Genomic DNA, 21,728 nt, shown 5'->3' with positions numbered 1-21,728 from the left:
TGTTCGCGGCGGCCCTCATCGTGCTGGCCGACACCATAAGAAAGATGCTCAACGGCCAAGCCGGCTGGGGAGATCTGACTTTCGCGGTCCTCGACTGCATCCCCGCCACCAAGGGTTTCACGAGCCTCGCCAAGATGGGCAAGCTCTGGAAGGCGGGCGGATTGCGCGCCCTGGGCGGCGGCGCGCTGAAGGGAATCGGTGGCGGCCTGAAGAATCTGGCGAACGGTGCCAGAAATCTCGGAGGCTCCGCACGAAACATATTCCGCGGATTCGACGGATCCTGGCTCGGCAGAATGTCGGCCCGCGGATCCGGTAACCCACTGCCTTCTCCGGAAGCAATCAAGGACGCACTGCGCAACCTCGGTCCACAACTCTCGAAGAAGACTTACACATCCGAACAAGGTCATTACTATGCGACTCGCGTATTCCAAGGCGGCAGAACCGACGAAACAGTTCTCGCCGGCCATGGCTTCCTGGAGGACGGGGCCGGGACATTCACGGCTCCCGAGGGAAGCTCGGTCTCCTTATACCCAACTACACGCTGGCTGCCCCCACAGGGTCGATGGGCGGAAGTTTCAGCGTTTTCGAGAATTCGACGACCGTTGTGGAGCGGACGAAAATTGCCAACCTGCTACAGCCCGGCATGGTGAATGTACACTGGGCGGCATGCCGTGAAATCCTCTGAGGGAGAAATGTCAGATGGAATACACCCATAGCGAAGGACCTTGGGCCGAGACTGCTGTGAAGCTGGTCGTCCGTAAGCATGATTTGGATGCGGATTTCGTTTCCCGGACAATCTCCCTGACTCCGACGACGGTTCGGAATCCAGGCAACGATCACCAGGGTCAGGCATCGCCCCAAGGCGGACTCTGGGCACTTCAGATTCACGACAGAATGCCAGGGGGCGTGAGCGATCAGCTCCGGACCCTCCTGGACTTGGTGGAACCCCGTTCTTCCTCACTGGCCCAACTGTCCGCCCAGGGCTACGACATCCACGTCGACCTCTTCGGTTTCGTCGGCCGTGGCGCCACCTTCGCACTGCCCCCTGAGGTCGTTCAGAAGGCGGCCGCCCTCCGCGTTCCCATCACGGTCACAACCAGCGTCAGCGATCGGTGAGAAGCCACCATGGAACTGCTCTCCTCATGGGGAACCCCCCAAGCCGCCCTCCTCATCACCGGGCGGAACCTGAAACCACAGGACATCACGGATGAGTTGGGTATCACTCCCACGTTCTCCAGGGAGGCAACGGTCGGTTCGCCGTTCCGCCCCGGTGAGGGATGCTGGGCGCTCCAGGTGACCGGCACGCCTCAACAGGGGTTCGACGGACCCGTCGACGAACTGATCGGCCTCATCTCCCCCGCCCTGAAGGAGATCCAGGACATCCGTCGCCGGGGACACTCGGTCCAGCTGGACCTGAGCGGCCACGTGCAGAGAGGTTCCCGGACCTTCCTCTCCTCCCACGCACTGGCACGTGCGGCTCAACTGGAACTGCCCGTGTCCCTGACCACGGACGCCGATCCTCCCACTCGATCCGAGGACCTGCTGGACTGGCTGCCGGCCCCGGACGGATCTCACCGCGCTACCTGAAAGAAGGCATCGGAAGTTGACCGCACGTTCCAACGCCCCGGAGAATCCCGGCCTGTCGACAGGTTTCTCACTGGCCGTTCCGGATTCCTGGTGGGAGTTCGACATCCGCCCGGAAGGCCGTGACGCGACCGTCCGCGCGCTCGTCGACGAGCGGATCCGCGAGGTCCCCGAGCTCCACGAGTACCGCGCCGACCTGTCCGCCATGCTGCGCAGGATGGCCAAGGAGGCGTACGACTCCGGGGCCGTGTAGCTGGGTTGCATGGCCGAGAACTTCGAGGGTGTCCCTCTGTCGGCGACCATCACCGTCTCCGTGCTCGGCGCCAAGAGCAAGCAGGGCGTGGCCCTGTCCACCGACCCGCGCGCCATCGCCTAGAGCCTGCGCACCATCACGCCCCGCCGCGAAGGTGACGCCTGGCGCACGGTCACCACCGTGGAGATCCCCGAAGTCGGCCTCACGGCGCGGACGTTCGGCGTCGAGGACGTACCCGTCGCGCAGGGCGACACCCGTACCCTTCGTATGGCGCTGACCCAGACGTACATCCCGGTCCCGGGAACCACCGACCAGGTCGTTCTCGTCTCCGGAGCCAGCCCGGTGCTGGACCTGGCCGAGGCGTTCCACGACATCTTCGACGCGGTGACCGGCACGTTCCGGTTCGTCTGAGCGGGACTTCAGGACTTCAGGAGGGGAACCGGCATGGGTGACGGCGGCAAGAGCGACCTCGCACTCCCGCTGAGCGAGCTGGAGGACTATGGCGGGCGGCTGCGGGACATCAAGACCCGGCTGAACCACACCAAGAAGCTCTTCGAGTCCTACAAGGACGACCTGGGCGACCACACGGTCTACGACGCCCTGGACGACTTCGAGTCCGGCTGGGAGGACGGCCGCGAGGACATCGGCCAGGCCCTCGACGCCCTCGCGGAGATGTCCGACGCCGTGGTCCGCGAGTTCAAGAAACTCGACGACGACTTGGCCAAGCAGGTCTCCGAGGGAGTGAAGACGGAGAAGAAGGACGGGACGAAGTAGCCCCGAAGGCCTCTGGGGCCGGTGGGCCGGTGGGCCGGTGGCGGGAACGGCACCCGAACGGCCGCCTCGCCCTCGCGGGGGATACGGCTCGCGCGGAGTCGTGAGGTCGATCAGGAAGTGGTCCGGGAGCGGCGAGCTCATCGACGGCCGGACTTTCGACGCGGCCCCGGGCGGGGCGTCCTCAGCCCACCTCGTTCTCCGCCACCGCCGTGCCGTGGACGGTCACGTCGCCGCCGTAGAACATCCCGACGAAGACCGGCGAGTACGTCAACTGGACCTCGACCTCCACCTGTTCGGCGTCGGCGGTCACGCAGTGGGTGGCCGCGATGTCCGCGCCGGACATGCCCATCTCCCGGGCGAACGCCCGCACCCGGGCTCCGCAGTTCTCGAAGTTGATGGGCGCCGGACCGTTCTCGTTCTCGTAGAGGGACTCCAGGTCGATGTCCTGGGCCGCGAAGCGGGCCGCCTGCTCGGCGATGTCGGCGGCGCGTTCCCGCTTGGAGATCGACATGCCGCCGTCGATGACGAACGCCGAGAGCGACAGGAAGACGAGCGCGAAGATGATGACCGCGCCGGCGCCCGAGCCGCGGTCGTCCAGTCGTTCCCGGCGCCCGGCGGCCCAGCCGCACAGGGCGGAAAGCGGCTTCACGCCGTCCTCCGGAACGGGTCGAGCGGGGAACTGAAGGAGGCCTCCAGAGTGGTGGGCACGTCGAGGCCCAGCACCGCGAGACCCCGGACCTCGCAGCTCACCTCGACGGTGAAGAGCGTGTCCGGCTCGAAGCCCGTGCTGGTCTGCCTCACGTCCACCGGTCCCGAGCAGATGTCCCCGAGGTCGGCCTCGGCCGCCTTCCGCGCCTCGGCCATGGCCGTCGCGTGGTCCTTCTGGATCGATCCGGACCGCGCGGCGTCCCGGGCCGCGCCGTCCAACGCACCACGCCCGTTGACCAGTTGCCCGAAGGCCACCAGGACGAGAATGAAGAGGATCATCACGGGGGCGAGGATGACCACCTCGATGGTGGACAGTCCCCGGTCGCGCCGGCACCCGGACACGCGGTCCGACAGCGCGGCGAGCAGGGCCTCCGGTCCCGTCACGGCGCCTCCTCCTCCTTCACGAACCGCTCCACCGGCCCCGCCGACCGCGCGTGCACCGTCAGGTCGAGCCCCGGGAACACCGCGGGGACCCTGGCCGTGATCTCGACGCCCACCGTGTTCTGCTCCGGCTGGAGCATCCGCACGTCCGGGGACAGCACCAGCTGCGGGCCGAGCTGGCGGATGTAGCTGTCGACGACGTCGCCCGCCTCCCCGCGCCAGGCGCCCGGCTGCGCGTCGGCGGTGGCGCGCGCCTTGCGGGCGCCCGCCTGGGCCGCCGCCTGGGCCACGTGGTCCGCGAAGAAGTACAGCGCGAACTGCACCGTCGCGAAGATCATGAAGAAGAGCACCGGGGTGAGGAACACGAACTCGATCGCGGTCATGCCGGAGTCGCCGCGGGCGGAGGCTGCCTCCACCCTGCGGCGTACCCAGTGCCGTGCCCCTCGACGTTCGCGCACTCGCATCGTCGTACGAGCTCAGCAGGTCTTGCTGTCGGTGGTGCCCTCGATGCAGTCGCCGACCTTGGTGGCGCCCTTGCTCAGCGCCGCGCTGATGATCGCGGCCACCACGCCGACGATGGCGACGACGACGGCGGAGATGATGACCCACTCGACCGCGGACGCGCCCCGGTCGAGTTCGCCGGAGCGGGCACGCTGCACCCGGCCCTGGAGGAAGGTGATCAGAAAGTCCACTCCCGGGATTCCGGTGTTGAAGTTCCGTCCGTTCATGGTGGGTTGTCCTCTCGAAGAGTGTCGGTGGTCGACTTGCGAAGCCTGGATGGGCGGAGACGGTCAGACCTGGAACACACGCATCGCCGCCGGGTAGATCAGGAAGACCAGGAAGCCCGCGCACAGCAGCAGTTGGGCGACCAGCATCGACTGGGACTTCTCGCCCGCGCTGCCCTCGATCTCGGACAGTTCGCGGTGGCGCATCGTCTCGGCGCGTGAGGCGAGCGACTCGCGCACCTTGGCGCCGTCGTCCGCGACCAGCGCCAAGGAGGCGGACAGGTCCTTGAGTTCCTCGACGCCGAGTTCCTCGCCGAGCGTGCCGAGCGCCTGCCACTGGCTGATGCCGGTGATCCGGGCGTCGGCGAGCGCGTTGCGGATGCGCCGGGTGGCCCAGCCGTCGGAGATCTCGGCGGCGGCCATCAGGGCCTCGGGCAGACCGCGCCCCCCGGCCAGGCTCATCGACACCAGGTCCAGATAGGCGCCGATCACGCGCCGCAGGTCGCGCCGCTTGTCCACCGCGTCCCGCCGCACCTCCACGTCGGGGAGGAAGAAGAAGACGAGCGCGAACAACAGCGCCAGCCAGACCGGGACGATGGGGCTCCTGCTGAAGCCGAGCGTCCAGACGACGGCGAAGAGGAGCGGGCCGAAGAAGACACCGGCCGCGGCCAGCAGCACCTTCGTCGCCAGGAACCTCTCCCAACTCCGGTCAAGGACCGCCAGGTCGGCGCGGAGCGAACGCAGCTCCCAGCCCTGCTGGAGATAGAGATCGGCGACGCGCGCACCCACCTGGGCGCGCAGGGTGCCCAGCCGCCCGCTGTCCTGCTGCCCGTGGCGGGCGGACTCGTACGCCGCGCCGCGTGCCCGCATCGCGTCGATCCGCGCGACCTGCGCGACCGCGCTGCGCTTCGACGGCAGGAGGGCACGGACGAGGGCGTAGACGCCCAGGCCCAGGACGGCGCCGATCAGGATCGGCGTGGTCAGGTTCATCGGCGTACCGCCTCATCCCCGGGAACCGGTGTACGAGGGCGCACGAACTGCACGGACGACTCGTCGCGCACCAGGAACCGCTCGGGCGTCTCGATGGTGGACAGCTTGCGCAGCCACCAGAAGCCGAGGGCGAACAGGCCGCAGACACAGGCGAGTACGAGCTGCCCGACCGCCGTCCCGTACGGCTCGACGAACTCGCGGTTGAAGATCGACAGCCCCAGGACGAAGGCGATGGAGACCCCGACGACGATCTGCACGGAGCGACGGGTCGAGGCACGCTGGGCCATCACCCGCTGCCGCATGTCGACCTCCTCGCGCGCCGACTTGGCCAGCGCGCCCAGCACTTGGCGCAGACCGGGTCCGCGCAGCTTCGCGTTGAGGATGAGCGCGGCCACGATGATGTCCGCGGACGCGTCGTCGATCTCGTCGGCCAGGTGCTGAAGGGCCTCGGGCAGCGGTGTACGGGAACGCAGCCGGTCCACCAGGGCGTCGAGGTGCGGCCGCAGCACGGGAGCGGACGCTCGGGCCGAGGCGGGGATGGCCTGCTCCAGCCCGACCGCGCCCGCGATGGTGTCACGCAGCGACTCGGTCCACGACGCCAGCGCCTCCACCCGGCGCATCGCGGCCCGCTCCTCCGAGGCGCCGCCGAAGAGCTTGTCCCAGAAGAAGACGAGGACGGCGGCCGCGATCCCTGCGACGGCCCAGCGGGTGAGCAGGAGGACGGCGAGGCCGGCCAGGGCGGCGATCGAGCCGCGCCGTCCGGCGAACCGGAGCAGTTCCTCGGCCCGTCGGCCCGCCCTCTGCCGCTCGTGCTCGGGCTTCGCGGGCAGTCCGCGCACCGCGGCGACGAGCAGCGCGAGGCCCCCGCCGACGGCGATGCCGCACGCCAGCGCGAACAGCACGGTCGTGGAGAACAGCCCGCCCAGGGAACCGAGCGAGTCGAGCGCAGCGAGCGACGTCGTGCCCGTGGTCGCCTGCGACGTCGTGTCCGGTGTCATCGTCATCACCAATTCCCGCTGCCGGGCAGCCGGTAGCCCTGCGCGACGAGTTCGTCGAGGCAGGCGATGGGCGCGTGCGGGACGATCCGGCCGTCCGGGGCCTCGGCGAACACCTCGCTGGACAGCACCCGGCCGTCGACCCCGTTGACCTCGCGCACGGAGGTCACCCGGCGCTGGAGGCGGCCGCCCGACTCGTAGTCGTTGCGGCGCTGGATGAAGACGACGAAGTTCACCGCGCCCGCGATGAGCATCTGGCTGGCCTCGATGGGCAGCCGCTCGTTCGCCTGGAGCGCGTACGTGGAGATGCGGTTGAAGACCTCGCTGGAGCTGTTCGCGTGGATCGTGGAGAGCGAACCGTCGTTGCCCTGGGACATCGCGTTGAGCATCGTCACGATCTCGTCGCCGAGCACCTCGCCGACGATGACCCGGGACGGGTTCATACGGAGCGACCGGCGGACCAGCTCGGCCATGGTGATCATGCCCTGGCCCTCCGAGTTGGGCAGCCGCTCCTCGAACGCCACCACGTTCGGATGCAGATCGGCGAAGCTGTCGAGGCCGAGCTCCAGGGCACGCTCGACGGTGATGAGACGCTCGTGCGGCGGGATCTCGTTGGCGAGCGCGCGCAGCAGCGTCGTCTTGCCGGCGTTGGTGGCTCCGGCGATCATGATGTTCTGGCGGGCCCGGACGGCGCAGGCCAGGAAGTGCGCGACCTCGGGGGTCAGGGTTCCGTTGCCCACCAGGTCGGACATGAAGACCTTGCCCATGCGCGCCCGGCGGATCGACAGCGCCGGCCGACGGGTCACGTCCATGACGGCGGAGAGCCGGGACCCGTCCGGCAGCCGCAGGTCGAGCTGCGGGTTGGCGGAGTCGAAGGGCCTCGACGACAGACCGGAGTAGGCGCCGAGCACCTGGATCAGCTCGATGAGTTCCTCGTCGTTCTCCGCGACGGGGTCCCCCTTCGTCTCCCGGCCGTCCGCGTAGCCGATGAAGACCTGGTCGTACCCGTTGATGTCGATGTTCTCGACTTCCGGGTCGTCGAGCAGCGGCTGGAGGCGGCCCACGCCGAAGAGCGCGGCGTGCACGGCGGCCGCGTACTGCTCCTCGGTCTCGGCGTCGAGCGGGGTGCGGCCGAGGTTGATCTCGGCGCGGGCGTGGTCCTCGAGGATCTGGGCGATGACCGCGCGGGCGTAGTGCCGTTCGTCCTCGCTGGACATCGGTGTGACGCCGCGGACCTGGTCCTCGCGGCGCTGCTCGGCGATGCGGTCACCGGCGTCCTGCCGGAACCGTTTGACCAACTGGTGGTCGACGGCGGTCATCGGCCGGCTCCGGCGGCGGGCTGCCCGTGCGCCGCCCCCGATCCGTCGGCGGGTACGGTCCAGGCGGCCCCGTACTGCTGGTACAGGTCCGCGCTCACCTTGCGGGCCGAGCGGATCAGCAGCGACTTGTCGAGGCGACCGCGCCTGCGCCCGGCCAACTGGGCGGCGCCCGCCGGGTCGTCGGCGATCATGCCCACGACGCGGGCTCCCGTCCGGGCCGCCACGAGCATGTCGTTGACCTGGTGCGCGAGCTTCGCGGAGTCGCCCGGGTCGGCGACGAGGACGACGCCGATGAACGGGGTGGCGAGTCCGGCGGCGCCGCGCGGTCCGCCGTGCAGCTTCGCGGCGAGCGCGGCGGCACGGTCCCGGACGCGCGCGATGGCCTCGGGTTCGGTGCGGGAGATCAGCAGCACCAGGGCGGCGTGCGGGAAGAGTTCGACGGCGGGGGTGTCCCCGCTGATCCGCCCGCAGTCGGCTATGACGTCGGCGGGCGCGTTCGGGGAGTCGGCGAGCTGCGCGAACGCCCGGCCGAGGGTGGGCCAGAGTCCGGCGAGACCGGCCGCCTGTTCGGCCATGCCGAGCCCGACGAGGACTTCGAGCCCGCCGCTCAACGGCTGCACGTGGTCCCAGAGTTGGTCGGGCACGAGACCGCGTCGGGCGGTCGCCGCGATCGACAGCATGCCGGTGTTGGGGTTCAGCGGACCGCCGTGGGCCGCCGCGCTGCGGTACACGAGGTCGCCGCCGGCCGGGTCGGTCTCGGCGAGCAGGACCCTGCGGGGCCAGACCGCCGAGAGCGCGACCGCGGCGGTGGTGACTCCGGGGGAACCCTTGTCTGCGGCGAGGGCGATGAGCGCCATGTCTCTCTACTCACTCGCCTCTAGTTGCCGGGGACAAGGACGATGGCGACTTCACCGGCGGACGAGGCGGCGGCGACGGAGGCCGCCTCACCGCTGTCCACGACGAGGGTCACCGGCAGACTGCCGCTGCCGATCGCGCTGTCCTCCTCGGTCCGGACGTAACTGACCTTCGCCCGCTCGACGAGGGGCGCGTTGTCCGCGCTCGACGCGCCGGAGCCGGAGGAGGCCGACGATCCCCGGCTGCCGCTGTTGCCCACGCGGTAGACGGCCACCGTGTCACCGAACTTGATGCCCTCGGGGTACTGCCCCTCCTTGAGGGAGACGCCCACGGAGGCCTTGCCGGCGGGGAGTGCCTCGTCATGGCCGAACATCTCGCCGATGACCACGGTCCCCTTGTAGATGGTCGACTTCGCCTTGTACGTCTTGAGCCGCTCGCGCTGGTTCCACTGGACGTAGTGGATGTCGGGGTCGCTCGCGACCAGCACGGAGGTCATGTGGTCGCCCACGGACTCACCGGCCTGGATGTCACTCGTCACCCGCACGACCTCGACACGGTCGCCGGCGCGCAGCACCAACACGGTCGCGCCCAGGGCTCCGACGAGGATGAGGAGCACCGCGAGAGCGGCGAGAGCGGGTTTGCGCTCGCGAGGCGGGGTGGGAAGACGCTCTCCCGTCGCCGGGTGAGCCGACGTGGCGGAACGGTTGCCGCCCGCCCCGATACGCTCTTGGATCTTCACGCAACCGCTCCCCGTACACCCAAGAAAATGTCTGCCAATTCACGTGCCAAACAGGACACTTCACCCCTGCGCCCATTTTCGGGACGTACCGTGCGACCTGGCCGAATAGCCAGCACCGGAGTGCGTGTCAAGCCATGGCACCGTATCAGCCGCGCATAAGCCCCTCAAGGCGCGCCAAGACCCCTGAAGCGCAACCGACTCGACGTTATCGACGCGCAACGCGGTGCTCCCGGTTCCCTGTTGAGTACGGCGATCAAACAACTGGTCGAGCTGTGCGGGCGCGAATCCCTCACAGATCCGCCACAGAAAGTCCGACACGGGACGCACGCCCTCCGCACCCGGACGTCTCGCCCGAGACCGGGACCACCGCCCTCGACAGGCGTCGACCTGTTCACCCCGTGCTCCCGACCGGCGACCAACTGCCTTCACCACCAAAGGTTTCCGCCGTCGACCCGTTCCGTCCGTCGCTCCCGCCCGGTTCCGCACGTCCTACGAGGTGCCGCCGCAACCCCGAACGCGAGGACCACCCGAACGCGAGGACCGCCCGCACCCGGATCACCCGGACACGAGGACCGCCGGCACCCGGGCCGCCGTGACGGTGACGTAGCTGACGCGAAGTCGCACAGTTCCGCGGAGTGCGGCGTTCGTGAGGAATCGATGGACGACTCGCGTCGAACTCCCCGTGCAGGAGGTGCTGTCGGCCTCGTCACTCCTCCGACCGGGACGCCGGAGCCGCCGTTCCCTGCCTGTTCGCCCAGGAACGCCCCGCTTCCGAGGGAAGTACCGCCTGGCGAAACCGAACTCCCCACCGATACCGTCGTTGCTCTTGACCAACTCGACCGAACTGATGTCTCACGGGGAGCCCACTGTGATGCGCCGCGATTTGCCCGTTGCTGCCGCGTTCGCCGTCACCACAGCCTTGCTGCTGACGGCCTGCGGCGGTCAGGGCGACGGCACGGACCGGAGCGGCGCGCTCGCGGGGGCCGATCGGGCCACGCCGGAATCGGTGCCGGCGAGTCGGTCGGCGTCGCAACCGGCCGACCACCGCCCCGAGATCACCCTCCCGAACGACCTCAGCGACAGGTTCGAGAACTGGAAGACGGGCGACGCCACGAAGGACGCCGTCCTCGCGGACGGCCGCCTGGCCCAGACCGCCATGAACGACGCCATCATCGAAGGCACGCCGGACACGCCCGGCCTCACCTTCTACTACAAGGGCGAGGCTCTGACCTCGTCCGCCCGATGGGTACGGAAGTGGCTGGACGCCGGGATCACGTACACCGGCACCACGCGCTACTACAGCCCGAAGGTCCGGATCCTCGGCACCGGGTCCGCGAGCCTCACGTACTGCGCGGACGAGAGCAAGGCGTTCAACAGGAACCGGAAGACCAAGCAGGTCGACCGGACACCCGCCGGGAACGACTCCTACGTCCTGTACGACACGCGCCTGGAGAAGAACGCCCAGGGCGTGTGGCAGACCTCCGAGGGCACGTCCGTACGGGGGAGCAGCACGTGCGCCCGGTGACCGGCACGCCGACACCCCGCCCCGGCGGCCGGACCCCGGCCTCTCCCCCGGGAAGCACCACCGCACCCCCGCGATCATCACCACCCTTGACCGCCCCGCCCGATCCGACCGACCCGATGTCCCACAGGGAGTCCACTGTGAAGCGCCACACCGCGCCCGTCGCCACCGCGTTCGCCGTCACCACAGCCTTGCTGCTGACGGCTTGCGGGGGCGGAGACGACGGCACCGCGAAGGACGGCAAGATCGCCGGGGCCGACAGCGGCCCCAAGAAGTCCTCGGCCTCACCCAGCGCGAGCGCGTCCGCCGGCGTCGAGCGGCCCGCCATGAGCCTGCCCAGTGATGTGAAGGACGAGTTCGACAACTGGAAGACCGGTGACGCGACCAAGGACGCCGTCCTCGCCGACGCGGGCCGCGCACAGACGGCGACCAACTACGCCATCGTCAAGAGCAACCCCGACGAGCCGGCCCTCGCCTTCTACCGACAGGGCGACGCCCTCATCAGCGGCGCCCAGTGGGTCAAGGCGTACGTGGACGACGGAATCACGTACACCGGCACCGTCCGGTACTTCCGTCCCACGGTGACGCTCTACGGAAAGACATCCGCGGGAGTCACGTTCTGCTCGGATGAGAGCAAGGCGTTCAACAAGGACCTGAAGACGAAGAAGATCGACAGATCCTCCGCGGGCGAAGACGCGTACGTCTACTACAACACGCATCTGAAGAAGGCCAGGAACGGCGTCTGGCAGACCACGCAGCTCATCTCCTCCAATGGGAAGAGCAAGTGCACGCGATGAGGTCCCGGAACAGAGCACTCACCGTCGGCGCACTGGCAACGGCCTGTCTGCTGGTGTCCGGCCCGGCGTTCGCCAAGCGTGGTCCGGGCGGATTCGAAACCGGTGCGAACACCTCGGCGAAGCGCTCCGGCCACACTCTGGAGTCACGGATCACGTACTCCGGTGGCACCGGTGGAGGCGGCAAGTCGTCAGGCAACGTCACGCCTGTGGGGAACTGGACACCGCCCGCCTGCTGGTACGAGCCGATGTCGGTTCAGGAGTTCCAGAAGAAGGTCGAAGGCGATTACGACGAGGTCGTCAACGATCCCCAGCAGCCCAACTACGCGAAATCGGCGACGGGTCAGTTCCGGGACATCTACAAGGACGGCAAGTACAAGGACTACAACCTCGAGAACGCCGACAAGGGAAACTTCTGGGTCTCCGTCCAGAACCCGGACCGGCTCGACGACCCGGCGGCCTTCACGTGCAGCGACCTGCCCTTCTGGGTCGACAACGGCGACACCCCGAACGTGCCGAACGCCGTCACACCGGAGGTCCTCGCGGAACTCGCCTACAACAGGATCACGCTCCCGGACACCGAGGTGACCCTCGCCCCCGAGGACGTCACCAAGGTCAACCTGCCGACCTGGGCCTGGCTCGACAAGGCGACGTTCAAGGACGTCGCCGTGACCGCGACCCTCGACGTCGCCGGGCTCGACATCTCGGCGACGACCACCGCGACGCCCGTCTCACTGAAGCTGGAGCCGGGCACCAGCGACGCGGAGACCTATCCGGCGTCGGGCGAGTGCGAGGTGAACGACGACCAGTCGATCGGTGCCCCGTACGCCAAGGGCAAGGCCGGCGAGACACCACCGTGCGGGATCAAGTACCTGCGCTCGTCGGGCGACGGGACGTACAAGCTCCGGGCGACCGTCACCTGGAGGATCTCCTGGACCGGCACCGGCGGCGCGGGCGGCGGCCTTCCCGACGGAACCTTCGGAACGACCCAGGACATCACCGTCCAGGAGATCCAGTCGGTCAACCGTTGACGACGGACCTCGGCCCCTCGGCCCCCGCACCATCGACCACCCAGAAGGCGTCATTCGGATGGCGGTTGGACCCGAGCAGGTGCCCCGAGGGCTATCGCAGCCACATCGTGGTCACCGACCGTCGCGTACTGGTCCTCGGTTTTCCCGACAACGACACCGCCCAGGACCAAGTGCTGTGGGAAACAGCCCGGGACACCATCGCGGATGTCGAACGCCGAACGTTCACCGAGGTCGGCGCGGAAGCAAAGATCACTTTCCTCGACGGCTCATGGTGCGGGCTCGCTCCGCCCAAAACCCGGGACCACTGGGAGATCGTGCGTCATCTCGCCTACGCCTCCGAGCTGATCGTGCCCGACGCGCTGACTGCCGGTCAGAGGGAAATAAGGGCCACCACGACGACCCGGCCCTGCTCGAAGCCTCCTTCGACGCCGTCGACGCCTTGCCTTCGCCAGAAGCCTCCGGATCAGCGAGGTCTCCGAGGCAGGCACCACCGGCGATCAGTCCCTCGTAAGGGTGGCGATGCGAGCCTCACGGTTCGGTCGTACTGCTGGACGCCGTCGGTAAATTGGCGCAGACATGCGAGGGCTGCGGGTCATTACGAACGAAGGCGTCGGCCGGCCGTCGGCTGGTCGATAGACCGCCCCAGTGCCTCGGCACCCAACTCGAACGAGGGTGGCGTCGGCCCATGCGTGGGTTGACGCCCCGGGGCGCGGGACAGAACAGCTAGGCCCAGTGGAGGGTTTCGGAAACCGCATCGAACAACTCCACCATCTGATCGGCCAGCGGCTCGACGGGGGTGGAGAAGTTGAGCATCAACCACCGCTTCGTCAGCGGAACCTGGACATAGTACGTAAGGTTCGTGGCTGGAAGAGTGTTGCCCAACTGCGCCTGGGGGTCGGGTGCTTCACGGTGACGATGTCGCACCGCCCGGCCTGCCATCTCCAGATCGACGGCGCCCAGTTCGGCGCCGGCGTCGATACCTCCGTCGGCAAGATGCTCCACGAGTTCATCGGCGTCCGAGACCTCCGGCCACTCGTCGGGGGCGGGGAGGCTGATAAGCAGCGAGGACGAGAGCGGCACAGGACCGATTGTGAGCGTGGACAGATAGAGCTCGATGCCACCGAAGGTATAGGCGTCCTTGGCCCTGCGCTGGAGGTCCCGCATGAACTGGTCGCGGAGGTGCGGCGCGTTGTCCACCCCTCGAAACGTGCGCTCGGCGAGGGCGACGATGCTGCGGTCGCGGTCGTCGGGATCGAGCGGAAGCTGGAACCAGCCTTCCGGCACAACGAGGTTGTAGTCCTGTGGCGGGCGTGCGAACTCGGCTGCCCGCTTCATCCGATGGCCCCGTCGCCAGTGGCCGCGTCGCCCAAAGCGAGCGGAGTGATCCGCAGCGTCTGCACGGCCTCGTCGGCGAGGGCGGCGATCTCCTCCGTACGGGCGATCGCCTCCCAGGTGACGGTGACGACGATCAGGCTGTTCATGCCGGGCGGGAAGACCGCGTACTTGATGAACTCCGTCAGCTTTCGACCGAAGCCCAGCATGCGCTTCACCTTCAACATCGCCTGCACACGCACCGCAGGGCCGGCGGGCAGGTCCAGATACGCGACCTGCGGTTCACCCGCGACCTCGGCGTTCGCCCACTTCAGGAGGAGGGGCTGGACGTCTTCGCGCGTGGGACGCTCCACACCCTCGTCGCCGTACGAGTCGACCATGAGGTTGGCGAGAGCCTCGCCGCTCTCCGTGTAGTAGGCCGCCGCGAGCGTGGGGACGTCGTCGTTGAGATCCACGGCGCGATCGACCATGTCGTCGAACACCACGCTCTTCTCGATCTCCAGAGCCAGCGGGTTCAGGCTGTTCACAACGCCGGTTGCCAGCGCCTTCGCCTCGGCTTTGGTCCCGTCTCGGAGCGTCAGGTCGATCCATCCCGGCTGGAACTCGAAGCGGCACTCGAACTCCTCGGCCGGGGGAGCGCCCTCATTCGGCGTGGTCATGTCGTTCCTTTCGCGCTGGGGACCGGTCGCGGGGCTCAGCCCAGGAGCGGGTTGACGTTGTCGTCCAAGCCCAGACCGGCCAGCGTAATCCCGCCGCCGACAACGGACAGTCGGGTGGCGGTCCTGGAGATCTTATTGAGCGAATTGACATCAAACTGACCACTCAGTGCCGATGTGCCCAATTTAACGGACTTGAGATCGGACGCCACTCCAGGGTCCGCGATGGAGAAGGACTTCCCCAGGCCATTGAAGGCACTTCCGCCTCCACGGCCCGAGAGTTCAACTTTCACCTTGCCGTAGTTTCCGCTGCCGGGCTTGAGGATCTTCAAGTTGTCACCCCAAGAACTCTTGGAGAACGGCTCAGTGAAAGGCTCCTTGAGTGACTTCCACACGTCACTCTTCCCGAGCTTGAAAGACTTCCCAGAGAGCTTCCGCAGGTTCTTGTTGGCACGACTCACCTGACGGACGGACCTGGCGGCCCCGGCTCTCCCCAACCTGCTGAGAGCACCCTTGGCGAATTTTCCCGCGATCTTGGAAAATCCCTTGCCCACACCCATGAGGAGGAACCCGAGCGCGGCGATTCCCAGGTCCATCCACTCCGCGTTCCCCTGGAGCACCTGCACGAAGGTGGCCACGAAATTGATCAACGTGGCGATCATGGCGATGGACCCCAGCACTCCCGCCAGCGCCTGCCCGATCACTGGGATCCAGCCGACGACGAGCGAGAGGATTCCGCACACGGTGGCGATGTAGGACATGGCTTCGGCGATGTCATTGACCAGCGTGTCCCAGAAGCCGTCCTTCAGGGAGTCGTGATTGATGACGACATCAATGGACCTGCAGGCCCGCTTGGCGGCGTCGTCCCTGATCTTCCTGGCCGCATCAATCTTCTCGCGTGCCGCGTCGATCTCGTCGCCGGCTGCGTTCCGCTCCTCCTCGAAGACCTTGCGGTCCTTGTCGGCTTCTTCCTTCTCTTTACCCTTGTCGGATAGCCCTTCGAGACTCCTCTGGGCCGCACCCTTGCGATCATCGGCGTCCTGGGCGTCCTTGAGGGCGGCGTCCGCGATCTCCTGGGCGCGGTTCAAATCGGAAGCATAATTCCGAGCGCCAGCGTGAAGTTTGTCCTGATAGCCACCACCCACCTCGACGACTTCGGAGCCGATGGCGGTGGCCGCCGTGTCATATCGCTTGAAAGCGGCTTCAAGCTTCTTAACGTTGCCCTTGGCCTTCTCGCGGAACTCTTTGCCTGATTTGTTGTCCCAAGCATCGACATCGACGACCGCCTTGAGATTGCGGATCTGCCGGTCGATTTCCTCAGCGGTCTTGCGCAATTGCCGCCCGAGAGCAGCCACACGGTCCGGATCACCTGGAACGGGGTCGCTATCGGCGACCGGATGCCAATCGTGCGGCCGTCCAGCCATCGTCACCTCTGCTTCTTCCCGGATTCCCGCGCACCACGAATCGCCTCAGCCAGCTGGTGATCGATATCCTCGTACGCCTTCGCCGCCGCCTTCGCGATCTGGGCGAGCGCATCGATCTCACCGATCAGCTTTTCGCGGCTCAGCTCCCAGTTGCTGGCGAAATCACCGAACTTGTCCGCGAGATCGCCGTTTCCGAAATCGTCCTCGTACTTGCCACTCAGGTCCTTCAGGCCCTCGAACGCCTTCTTGACGTTGCTGAGACCCGTCCCCATTTCCTTGATCACGTCAAGGTCGAGCCGGGTGTGGTCACTCTCGTCGCCCATGGCGCCCCTGTTGCACTGCTTCTGCCGAAAGCCGAGAACCCGCCGAAGCCGACGGGACCACCGGGTGCGACGGAGGACCGGGACACCCCGTCGCACCCGGTACGAACCACGATGCGACCGCTAGCCCTTGACACCCTTGGCCAGCTGATCATCCAGATCCTCGTACGCCTTCGCGGCGTCCTCGAGGAACTTGGCCATGCCCTTGAGGCCCTCGAGGGTGTCCTTCATCCCCTTGGTGAACTCCTTGAAGGAGTCGTCGAAGGCCTGGGAGCCCTTGGACGTCGTGTAGCCGTCCGCGACGAGGCCGTCGATGTAGCTGTCGAGGCCGTGGAGCTTGTCCTCCATCTTCTCCTTCTCGCTGCCGAGTCGCTTGGCAGCGTGCCGCATCTTCTCGTAAGTGATATCCGCGTCTTTGCCGCCGGCCATGTGGCGTCCTCCATGCTTCAACTCGCCGCAGGGCCAACCCCCGTGGCTCCTGATGCGAATGGTGCGATCGTCCGCATCGAGCAAGCAGCTTACTTACGGCGCTTGCAGGAGCACACCCCGGTTCTGTCACGAGCCCGCACCAGAGAGACGGTGCGCGGCCGGGGCCTCCGTCGTTCCCTCACACGGGCCGTTGCCTGCGGGAAGCGGTGAGCGGCTATCGTCGGGAGCACTGTGGCCCGCGTTCCGGAAGCGGCCTCGGGTGTCCTTGGGGAGGACGAACGTGCGGCTGACTCTGACCGTCGTCGACCCGCTCGGCGGCGCCACCGCCGACGTGGTTCTCGACGCGGATCCCGAGTCCCCGGTGGGGGACATCGCCAAAGAGCTCGCGGAGCACGTCGGTTACAGCGGCGGCGCGCAGATCATCCCCATCGGGCAGCAGCGGGGGCCCGCGACCGGCGGCGCGCCCGTCGCGTACGTCGACGGGTATCCCGTCGATCCGGCCGCGACCATCGGCACCTCGCCGCTGCGCGAAGGCGCCGTCGTCAGCCTCCACGACCCCGCCGGATGCCTGCCCGGCGAACCGAGCGGACTCGTCGAACTGCGGGTGGCCGGCGGCCCGGCGGCCGGCGCCGTGCACAGGCTGGGGATCGGCCGCTACGACATCGGCGGCGGCGCGACCTCGTACATCCGGATCGACGATCCCGAACTCCCCGACAGAGCACTGGCGTTGTCAGTCGCAACGGACGGAACGTGCCGCGTCGCCGTGCACGGGGAGAAGGAGGGCGTCACCCTCGACGGCGAGCCCGTCGCGGATCGCGAGGACGACGAGTGGCCGCTCGGCAGCGAGATCGCCCACGGCAACACCCTTCTTCAGCTGGACCGCTACTCGCCGCCCGACGCCGCGCTCAAGTGGTCGGACGACGGCGCCGGGCTGGACTACAACCGGCCCCCACGGCTGCGTCCGCCGGAGCGCGAGACGAAGTTCCGGCTGCCGAGCCCCGTACGGGACTACGAACCCCGGCCGCTGCCCTGGCTGATGGCACTCACGCCCCTGGTCAGCGCCGTCGTCATGGTGCTGATCTTCGGGCGCTGGTACTACATGGTCATGGCTCTGCTGAGCCCGCTCATCATGTTCGGCAACTTCTTCATGGACAAGAAGCAGGGGCGCAAGTCCCATGCCAAACAGGTGAAGGAGTACAAGGAACACAAGGCGCGGATCGAGAAGGACGCCCAGGACGCCCTGCTCGCGGAGCGTCTCGACCGGCGGCGGGCGATACCCGATCCCGCGACCGTGCTGTCGCTCGGCACCGGCCCGCGCACCCGGCTGTGGGAGCGGCGCCGCACCGACGCCGACCATCTGCTGCTGCGGGTCGGCACGGGACAACTGCCCTCCGAGGTGGTGCTCGACGACCCGGAGCAGGACGACCACAAGCGCCAGGTCACCTGGACCATCGAGGACACTCCGGTCGCCCTCCCGCTCGCCGAGCGGGGTGTCATCGGCATCGCCGGACCCGGCGACTCTGCTCAGGCGGTGGGGCGTTGGGCCGTCGCCCAGACCGCGGTGCTGCACAGCCCGCTGGACGTCCAGTTCTACGTCCTCACGGAGAACAGCGGCCAAGGCAGCTGGGACTGGGTGCGCTGGCTGCCCCACAGCCGGCCCGCCGGAGCCCAGGACGCCAACGTCCTGATCGGCACGGACGCCGAGACCGTCGGCGCCCGCATCGGTGAACTGACCCAACTCCTCGACGCCCGCCAGAAGGCCGCCCGGGAGAACGGCAACAAGGCCTCGTTCAGCGACCCGGACATCGTCGTCGTCTGGGACGGTTCCCGGCGGCTGCGGTCCATGCCGGGTGTGGTGCGGCTGCTGCGCGAAGGTCCCGCCATGGCGATGTACGCGCTCTGCCTGGACGCCGAGGAACGGTTCCTGCCCGGCGAGTGCCAGGCCATCGTCATCGCGGAGCCGAGACCCGAGGAGCACGTGACGGCCGAGCGGGAGCCGGCCCGGACCACGCCCGCCGCCCCCGGCGGCTTCCCCTCCTTCCACGCCTGGCACGCCGCCGAGCCCGACGGCTCCGCCGCGGGCGAGCAGAAGCCGCTCGAACTGCGTCTGCGCGTCCAGCAGACGGGCATCGCGCGGGTGGGGGCCGTACGCCCGGACTTCGTCTCGGCGGCCTGGTGCGCCCGGCTCGCCCGCGCCCTGTCGCCGCTGCGCGACATCAGCGGCGAGACCGAGGACTCGGCCCTCCCGGCGGCCAGCCGACTGCTCGACGTGCTGCAACTGGAGCCCCCGACCCGTGACGCGATCACCGCGCGCTGGCGGATGGGCGGACAGTCGACGACGGCGGTCATCGGTGAGTCGTACGACGGCCCGTTCGGCATCGACATGCGGCGCGACGGGCCGCACGGCCTGATCGCCGGTACGACGGGTTCCGGCAAGTCGGAGCTGCTCCAGACCATCGTGGCGTCGCTGGCCGTTGCCAACACCCCCGAGAACATGACGTTCGTCCTCGTCGACTACAAGGGCGGCTCGGCGTTCAAGGACTGCGTCAAACTCCCGCACACCGTGGGCATGGTGACCGACCTCGACGCCCATCTCGTCGAGCGCGCGCTGGAGTCGCTGGGTGCCGAACTCAAGCGGCGCGAGCACATCCTGGCCGCGGCCGACGCCAAGGACATCGAGGACTACCAGGATCTCGTACGCCGTGATCCCTCGCACGCCTCCGTTCCCCGGCTCCTCATCGTCATCGACGAGTTCGCCTCGATGGTGCGGGACCTGCCGGACTTCGTGACGGGCCTGGTCAACATCGCCCAGCGGGGCCGTTCGCTCGGCATCCACCTGCTGCTCGCCACCCAGCGGCCGAGCGGTGTGGTCTCGCCGGAGATCCGGGCCAACACCAACCTCCGCATCGCGCTGCGCGTGACGGACGGCGGCGAGTCCAGCGACGTCATCGACTCCCCCGAGGCCGGGCACATCTCCAAGAGCACACCGGGCCGGGCCTACGTCCGTCTCGGGCACGCCTCGCTCGTGCCGTTCCAGTCGGGCCGTGTCGGTGGCCGTCGGCCCGGTGCCGCGGACCCGGCGGCGCTCGCGCCCTGGGCGGGCCCCCTCGGCTGGGCGGACCTCGGCCGGGCCGCCCTGGTCAAGCCGAAGGCCGAGCAGCGCGAGGAGGAGGAGATCACCGACCTCAAGGTGCTGGTCGACGCGGTGCGCGAGGCCAACCAGGCCCTCGGGATCCCGCCGCAGCACAGCCCCTGGCTGCCCGCGCTCTCCGAGACGCTGCTGCTCGACGAGATCGCGGCGCCCGCCTTCGCGGGCGGCCCGGGCAAGCTGCCGCCCGCCGCGTACGGCGTCGAGGACCTGCCCGCCGACCAGGCCCGCCGGCCCGTGGTGGTGGACTTCGCCTCCTTCGGGCACCTGCTCGTCGGCGGCGCGCCGCGCAGTGGCCGTTCGCAGATCCTGCGCACGATCGCGGGCTCGCTGGCCCGCACCCACTCGGTGGCCGACGTCCATCTGTACGGCATCGACTGCGGCAACGGCGCGCTCAACGCGCTGACCCGGCTGCCGCACTGCGGCGCCGTCGTCGGCCGCAACCAGACCGAGCGCGTGGTCCGTCTCGTCGCCCGGCTCAAGGGTGAACTCACCCGACGTCAGGACCTGTTGGCGGACAAGGGCTTCGCGGACATCGGCGAGCAGCGGGCCGCGGAGCCCGAGGACGCGCGGCTGCCGCACATCGTGGTGCTGCTCGACCGGTGGGAGGGCTGGCTGCCGACGCTCGGCGAGTACGACCACGGTGATCTGACCGACCAGCTGACCGCGATGATGCGGGAGGGCGCGAGCGTCGGCCTGCACCTGGTGATGACGGGCGACCGTCAGATCCTCTCCACCCGGATCGGCTCGCTCACCGAGGACAAGTACGCCCTGCGGCTCGCCGACCGCTCCGACTTCTCGCTGATCGGCGTCAACGCCCGCAAGATCCCCGAGGAGATTCCCGCGGGCCGCGGCTACCGCAACGAGCACGGCACGGAGACGCAGTTCGCGCTGCTCACCGAGGACGCGACCGGCCAGGGGCAGGCCGCGGCCATCGCCGCGATCGGCGAGGCCGCCACCGCCCGTGACGCCGAACTGCCGCGCACCCGGCGTCCGTTCCGGGTCGACGTGCTGCCCACCCGGATCAATTTCACCGACGCCTGGGAGCTGCGCGACCCGGACGCCTCCCGCTCCCGGCTGTGGAGCCTGGTGGGCATCGGCGGCGACGACATCATGGGCTTCGGCCCGGACCTGTCCCGGGGCGTGCCGACGTTCGTCGTCGCGGGCCCGGCCAAGTCCGGCCGCAGCACCACCCTGATGAACATGGCCCGGTCGTATCTGGCCCAGGGGGTACGCCTGGTCGTCGCCGCGCCGCGCCCGTCCCCGTTGCGTGAACTGGACGGGCAGGAGGGCGTGCTGAAGGTCTTCGACGAGGACGACATCGAGGACGACGACCTGCGCGAGGCCATCGACTCGGCCACCCCCGAGGAGCCGGTCGTGGTCCTGGTCGACGACGGCGAGGTCCTGGAGGACTGCGACGCCGCGACGGTCTTCAAGCGGATCGTGCAGCGCGGTGCCGAGCGCGGTCTGGGGCTCGTGATCGCCGGTGACGAGGAAGACGTGTGCAGCGGATTCTCCGGCTGGCAGGTCGAGATGAAGAAGGGCCGCCGCGGCATCCTGCTCTCTCCGCAGGACTCCTCCGCGGGTGAGCTGATCGGCATCCGGACCAACCGGAGCATGGTCGGCGGACCGGTCGCCCCCGGCAAGGGCCTGCTGCACCTCGGCGACGGGGAGCCGCTGACGGTGACGACGCCGATGTAGCCCGGGTACGGCGCAGCGGGTGCGCGCCGACGGGACGGCGAACAGGGC

22 protein-coding genes and 1 pseudogene are annotated in these 21,728 nt (G+C 68.6%); 9 read left to right on the top strand and 14 right to left on the bottom strand.

Annotated elements, in window-relative coordinates; all coding sequences use genetic code 11:
- Positions 1-391 precede the first annotated feature (391 nt).
- The 5 genes and pseudogenes from ACFYW7_RS30425 (at position 392) to ACFYW7_RS30405 (ending at position 2,611) form a co-directional block, all read left to right on the top strand.
- Entirely contained in the window at positions 392-685 is a 294-nt protein-coding gene (locus ACFYW7_RS30425) for a putative adhesin (protein WP_389508584.1), read from the top strand.
- 14 nt (positions 686-699) lie between these two features.
- Complete coding sequence (locus tag ACFYW7_RS30420; protein ID WP_389508203.1) at positions 700-1,116, top strand: DUF4279 domain-containing protein; 417 nt, start codon at positions 700-702, stop codon at positions 1,114-1,116.
- Between the two features lie 9 nt (positions 1,117-1,125).
- The gene (locus tag ACFYW7_RS30415; protein WP_389508201.1) at positions 1,126-1,587 is read left to right on the top strand and encodes a DUF4279 domain-containing protein; all 462 of its coding nucleotides are present in this window, start codon (positions 1,126-1,128) and stop codon (positions 1,585-1,587) included.
- A 202-nt stretch (positions 1,588-1,789) separates the two neighbouring features.
- A pseudogene (locus tag ACFYW7_RS30410) lies at positions 1,790-2,248 on the top strand (hypothetical protein).
- Between the two features lie 33 nt (positions 2,249-2,281).
- Positions 2,282-2,611: a hypothetical protein gene (locus tag ACFYW7_RS30405; protein WP_389508199.1), complete on the top strand. Its 330-nt coding sequence runs from the start codon at positions 2,282-2,284 to the stop codon at positions 2,609-2,611.
- A gap of 181 nt (positions 2,612-2,792) precedes the next feature.
- Here ACFYW7_RS30405 and ACFYW7_RS30400 read toward each other — a convergent pair whose 3' ends face one another.
- From ACFYW7_RS30400 to ACFYW7_RS30360, 9 genes are all read right to left on the bottom strand, one after another.
- Positions 2,793-3,260: a pilus assembly protein TadG-related protein gene (locus ACFYW7_RS30400; RefSeq protein ID WP_389508197.1), complete on the bottom strand. Its 468-nt coding sequence runs from the start codon at positions 3,258-3,260 to the stop codon at positions 2,793-2,795.
- Complete coding sequence (locus tag ACFYW7_RS30395) at positions 3,257-3,703, bottom strand: TadE/TadG family type IV pilus assembly protein (protein WP_389508195.1); 447 nt, start codon at positions 3,701-3,703, stop codon at positions 3,257-3,259. Before ACFYW7_RS30395 ends, ACFYW7_RS30400 begins: the two co-directional genes overlap by 4 nt.
- Complete coding sequence (locus tag ACFYW7_RS30390; RefSeq protein ID WP_389508193.1) at positions 3,700-4,164, bottom strand: TadE family protein; 465 nt, start codon at positions 4,162-4,164, stop codon at positions 3,700-3,702. The genes ACFYW7_RS30395 and ACFYW7_RS30390 overlap by 4 nt, the downstream gene beginning before the upstream one ends.
- 12 nt (positions 4,165-4,176) lie before the next feature.
- Entirely contained in the window at positions 4,177-4,428 is a 252-nt protein-coding gene (locus tag ACFYW7_RS30385) for a hypothetical protein (RefSeq protein ID WP_389508191.1), read from the bottom strand.
- Between the two features lie 63 nt (positions 4,429-4,491).
- Positions 4,492-5,415 carry a type II secretion system F family protein gene (locus ACFYW7_RS30380; protein WP_389508189.1) on the bottom strand — a complete coding sequence of 308 codons (924 nt, stop codon included), beginning with the start codon at positions 5,413-5,415 and terminating at the stop codon, positions 4,492-4,494.
- On the bottom strand, positions 5,412-6,413 hold the full coding sequence (locus tag ACFYW7_RS30375; RefSeq protein WP_389508582.1) for a type II secretion system F family protein: 1,002 nt from the start codon (positions 6,411-6,413) through the stop codon (positions 5,412-5,414). Before ACFYW7_RS30375 ends, ACFYW7_RS30380 begins: the two co-directional genes overlap by 4 nt.
- 5 nt (positions 6,414-6,418) lie before the next feature.
- Positions 6,419-7,729, bottom strand: coding sequence for a CpaF family protein (locus ACFYW7_RS30370; protein ID WP_389508187.1), 1,311 nt, complete (start codon positions 7,727-7,729; stop codon positions 6,419-6,421).
- Positions 7,726-8,586: a hypothetical protein gene (locus ACFYW7_RS30365; RefSeq protein ID WP_389508185.1), complete on the bottom strand. Its 861-nt coding sequence runs from the start codon at positions 8,584-8,586 to the stop codon at positions 7,726-7,728. The genes ACFYW7_RS30370 and ACFYW7_RS30365 overlap by 4 nt, the downstream gene beginning before the upstream one ends.
- A gap of 20 nt (positions 8,587-8,606) precedes the next feature.
- Complete coding sequence (locus ACFYW7_RS30360; protein ID WP_389508183.1) at positions 8,607-9,323, bottom strand: hypothetical protein; 717 nt, start codon at positions 9,321-9,323, stop codon at positions 8,607-8,609.
- 871 nt (positions 9,324-10,194) lie between these two features.
- Here ACFYW7_RS30360 and ACFYW7_RS30355 point away from each other — a divergent pair.
- The 3 genes from ACFYW7_RS30355 to ACFYW7_RS30345 all read left to right on the top strand — a co-directional run bounded on the left by ACFYW7_RS30355 (position 10,195) and on the right by ACFYW7_RS30345 (position 12,670).
- Positions 10,195-10,848 carry a hypothetical protein gene (locus tag ACFYW7_RS30355; protein WP_389508181.1) on the top strand — a complete coding sequence of 218 codons (654 nt, stop codon included), beginning with the start codon at positions 10,195-10,197 and terminating at the stop codon, positions 10,846-10,848.
- Positions 10,849-10,985: 137 nt separating this feature from the next.
- Positions 10,986-11,642, top strand: a complete 657-nt coding sequence (locus ACFYW7_RS30350) for a hypothetical protein (protein ID WP_389508179.1) — start codon at positions 10,986-10,988, stop codon at positions 11,640-11,642.
- Positions 11,639-12,670 carry a hypothetical protein gene (locus ACFYW7_RS30345; RefSeq protein ID WP_389508176.1) on the top strand — a complete coding sequence of 344 codons (1,032 nt, stop codon included), beginning with the start codon at positions 11,639-11,641 and terminating at the stop codon, positions 12,668-12,670. Before ACFYW7_RS30350 ends, ACFYW7_RS30345 begins: the two co-directional genes overlap by 4 nt.
- A 723-nt stretch (positions 12,671-13,393) precedes the next feature.
- Here ACFYW7_RS30345 and ACFYW7_RS30340 read toward each other — a convergent pair.
- From ACFYW7_RS30340 to ACFYW7_RS30320, 5 genes are all read right to left on the bottom strand, one after another.
- Complete coding sequence (locus ACFYW7_RS30340) at positions 13,394-14,005, bottom strand: hypothetical protein (protein WP_389508173.1); 612 nt, start codon at positions 14,003-14,005, stop codon at positions 13,394-13,396.
- A complete protein-coding gene (locus ACFYW7_RS30335) occupies positions 14,002-14,661 on the bottom strand; it encodes a hypothetical protein (RefSeq protein WP_389508171.1) in 660 nt (219 codons plus the stop codon). The genes ACFYW7_RS30340 and ACFYW7_RS30335 overlap by 4 nt, the downstream gene beginning before the upstream one ends.
- A gap of 35 nt (positions 14,662-14,696) precedes the next feature.
- Positions 14,697-16,088: a hypothetical protein gene (locus tag ACFYW7_RS30330; protein WP_389508169.1), complete on the bottom strand. Its 1,392-nt coding sequence runs from the start codon at positions 16,086-16,088 to the stop codon at positions 14,697-14,699.
- A complete protein-coding gene (locus tag ACFYW7_RS30325) occupies positions 16,085-16,405 on the bottom strand; it encodes a hypothetical protein (protein ID WP_389508167.1) in 321 nt (106 codons plus the stop codon). The genes ACFYW7_RS30330 and ACFYW7_RS30325 overlap by 4 nt, the downstream gene beginning before the upstream one ends.
- Positions 16,406-16,525: 120 nt before the next feature.
- The gene (locus ACFYW7_RS30320; RefSeq protein WP_389508165.1) at positions 16,526-16,831 is read right to left on the bottom strand and encodes a WXG100 family type VII secretion target; all 306 of its coding nucleotides are present in this window, start codon (positions 16,829-16,831) and stop codon (positions 16,526-16,528) included.
- Positions 16,832-17,111: 280 nt separating this feature from the next.
- On the opposite strand from ACFYW7_RS30320, the gene ACFYW7_RS30315 reads away from it, so the two are divergent.
- Positions 17,112-21,680 (top strand): FtsK/SpoIIIE domain-containing protein, encoded by a 4,569-nt coding sequence (locus ACFYW7_RS30315; RefSeq protein WP_389508163.1) that lies wholly within the window; start codon positions 17,112-17,114, stop codon positions 21,678-21,680.
- Positions 21,681-21,728: the final 48 nt, after the last annotated feature.

This window comes from Streptomyces sp. NPDC002580 (assembly GCF_042889485.1).
Lineage (GTDB): Bacteria > Actinomycetota > Actinomycetes > Streptomycetales > Streptomycetaceae > Streptomyces.
The sequence above is the reverse complement of the archived record's forward strand: the minus strand, read 5'-3'. Positions and strand labels throughout refer to the sequence as shown.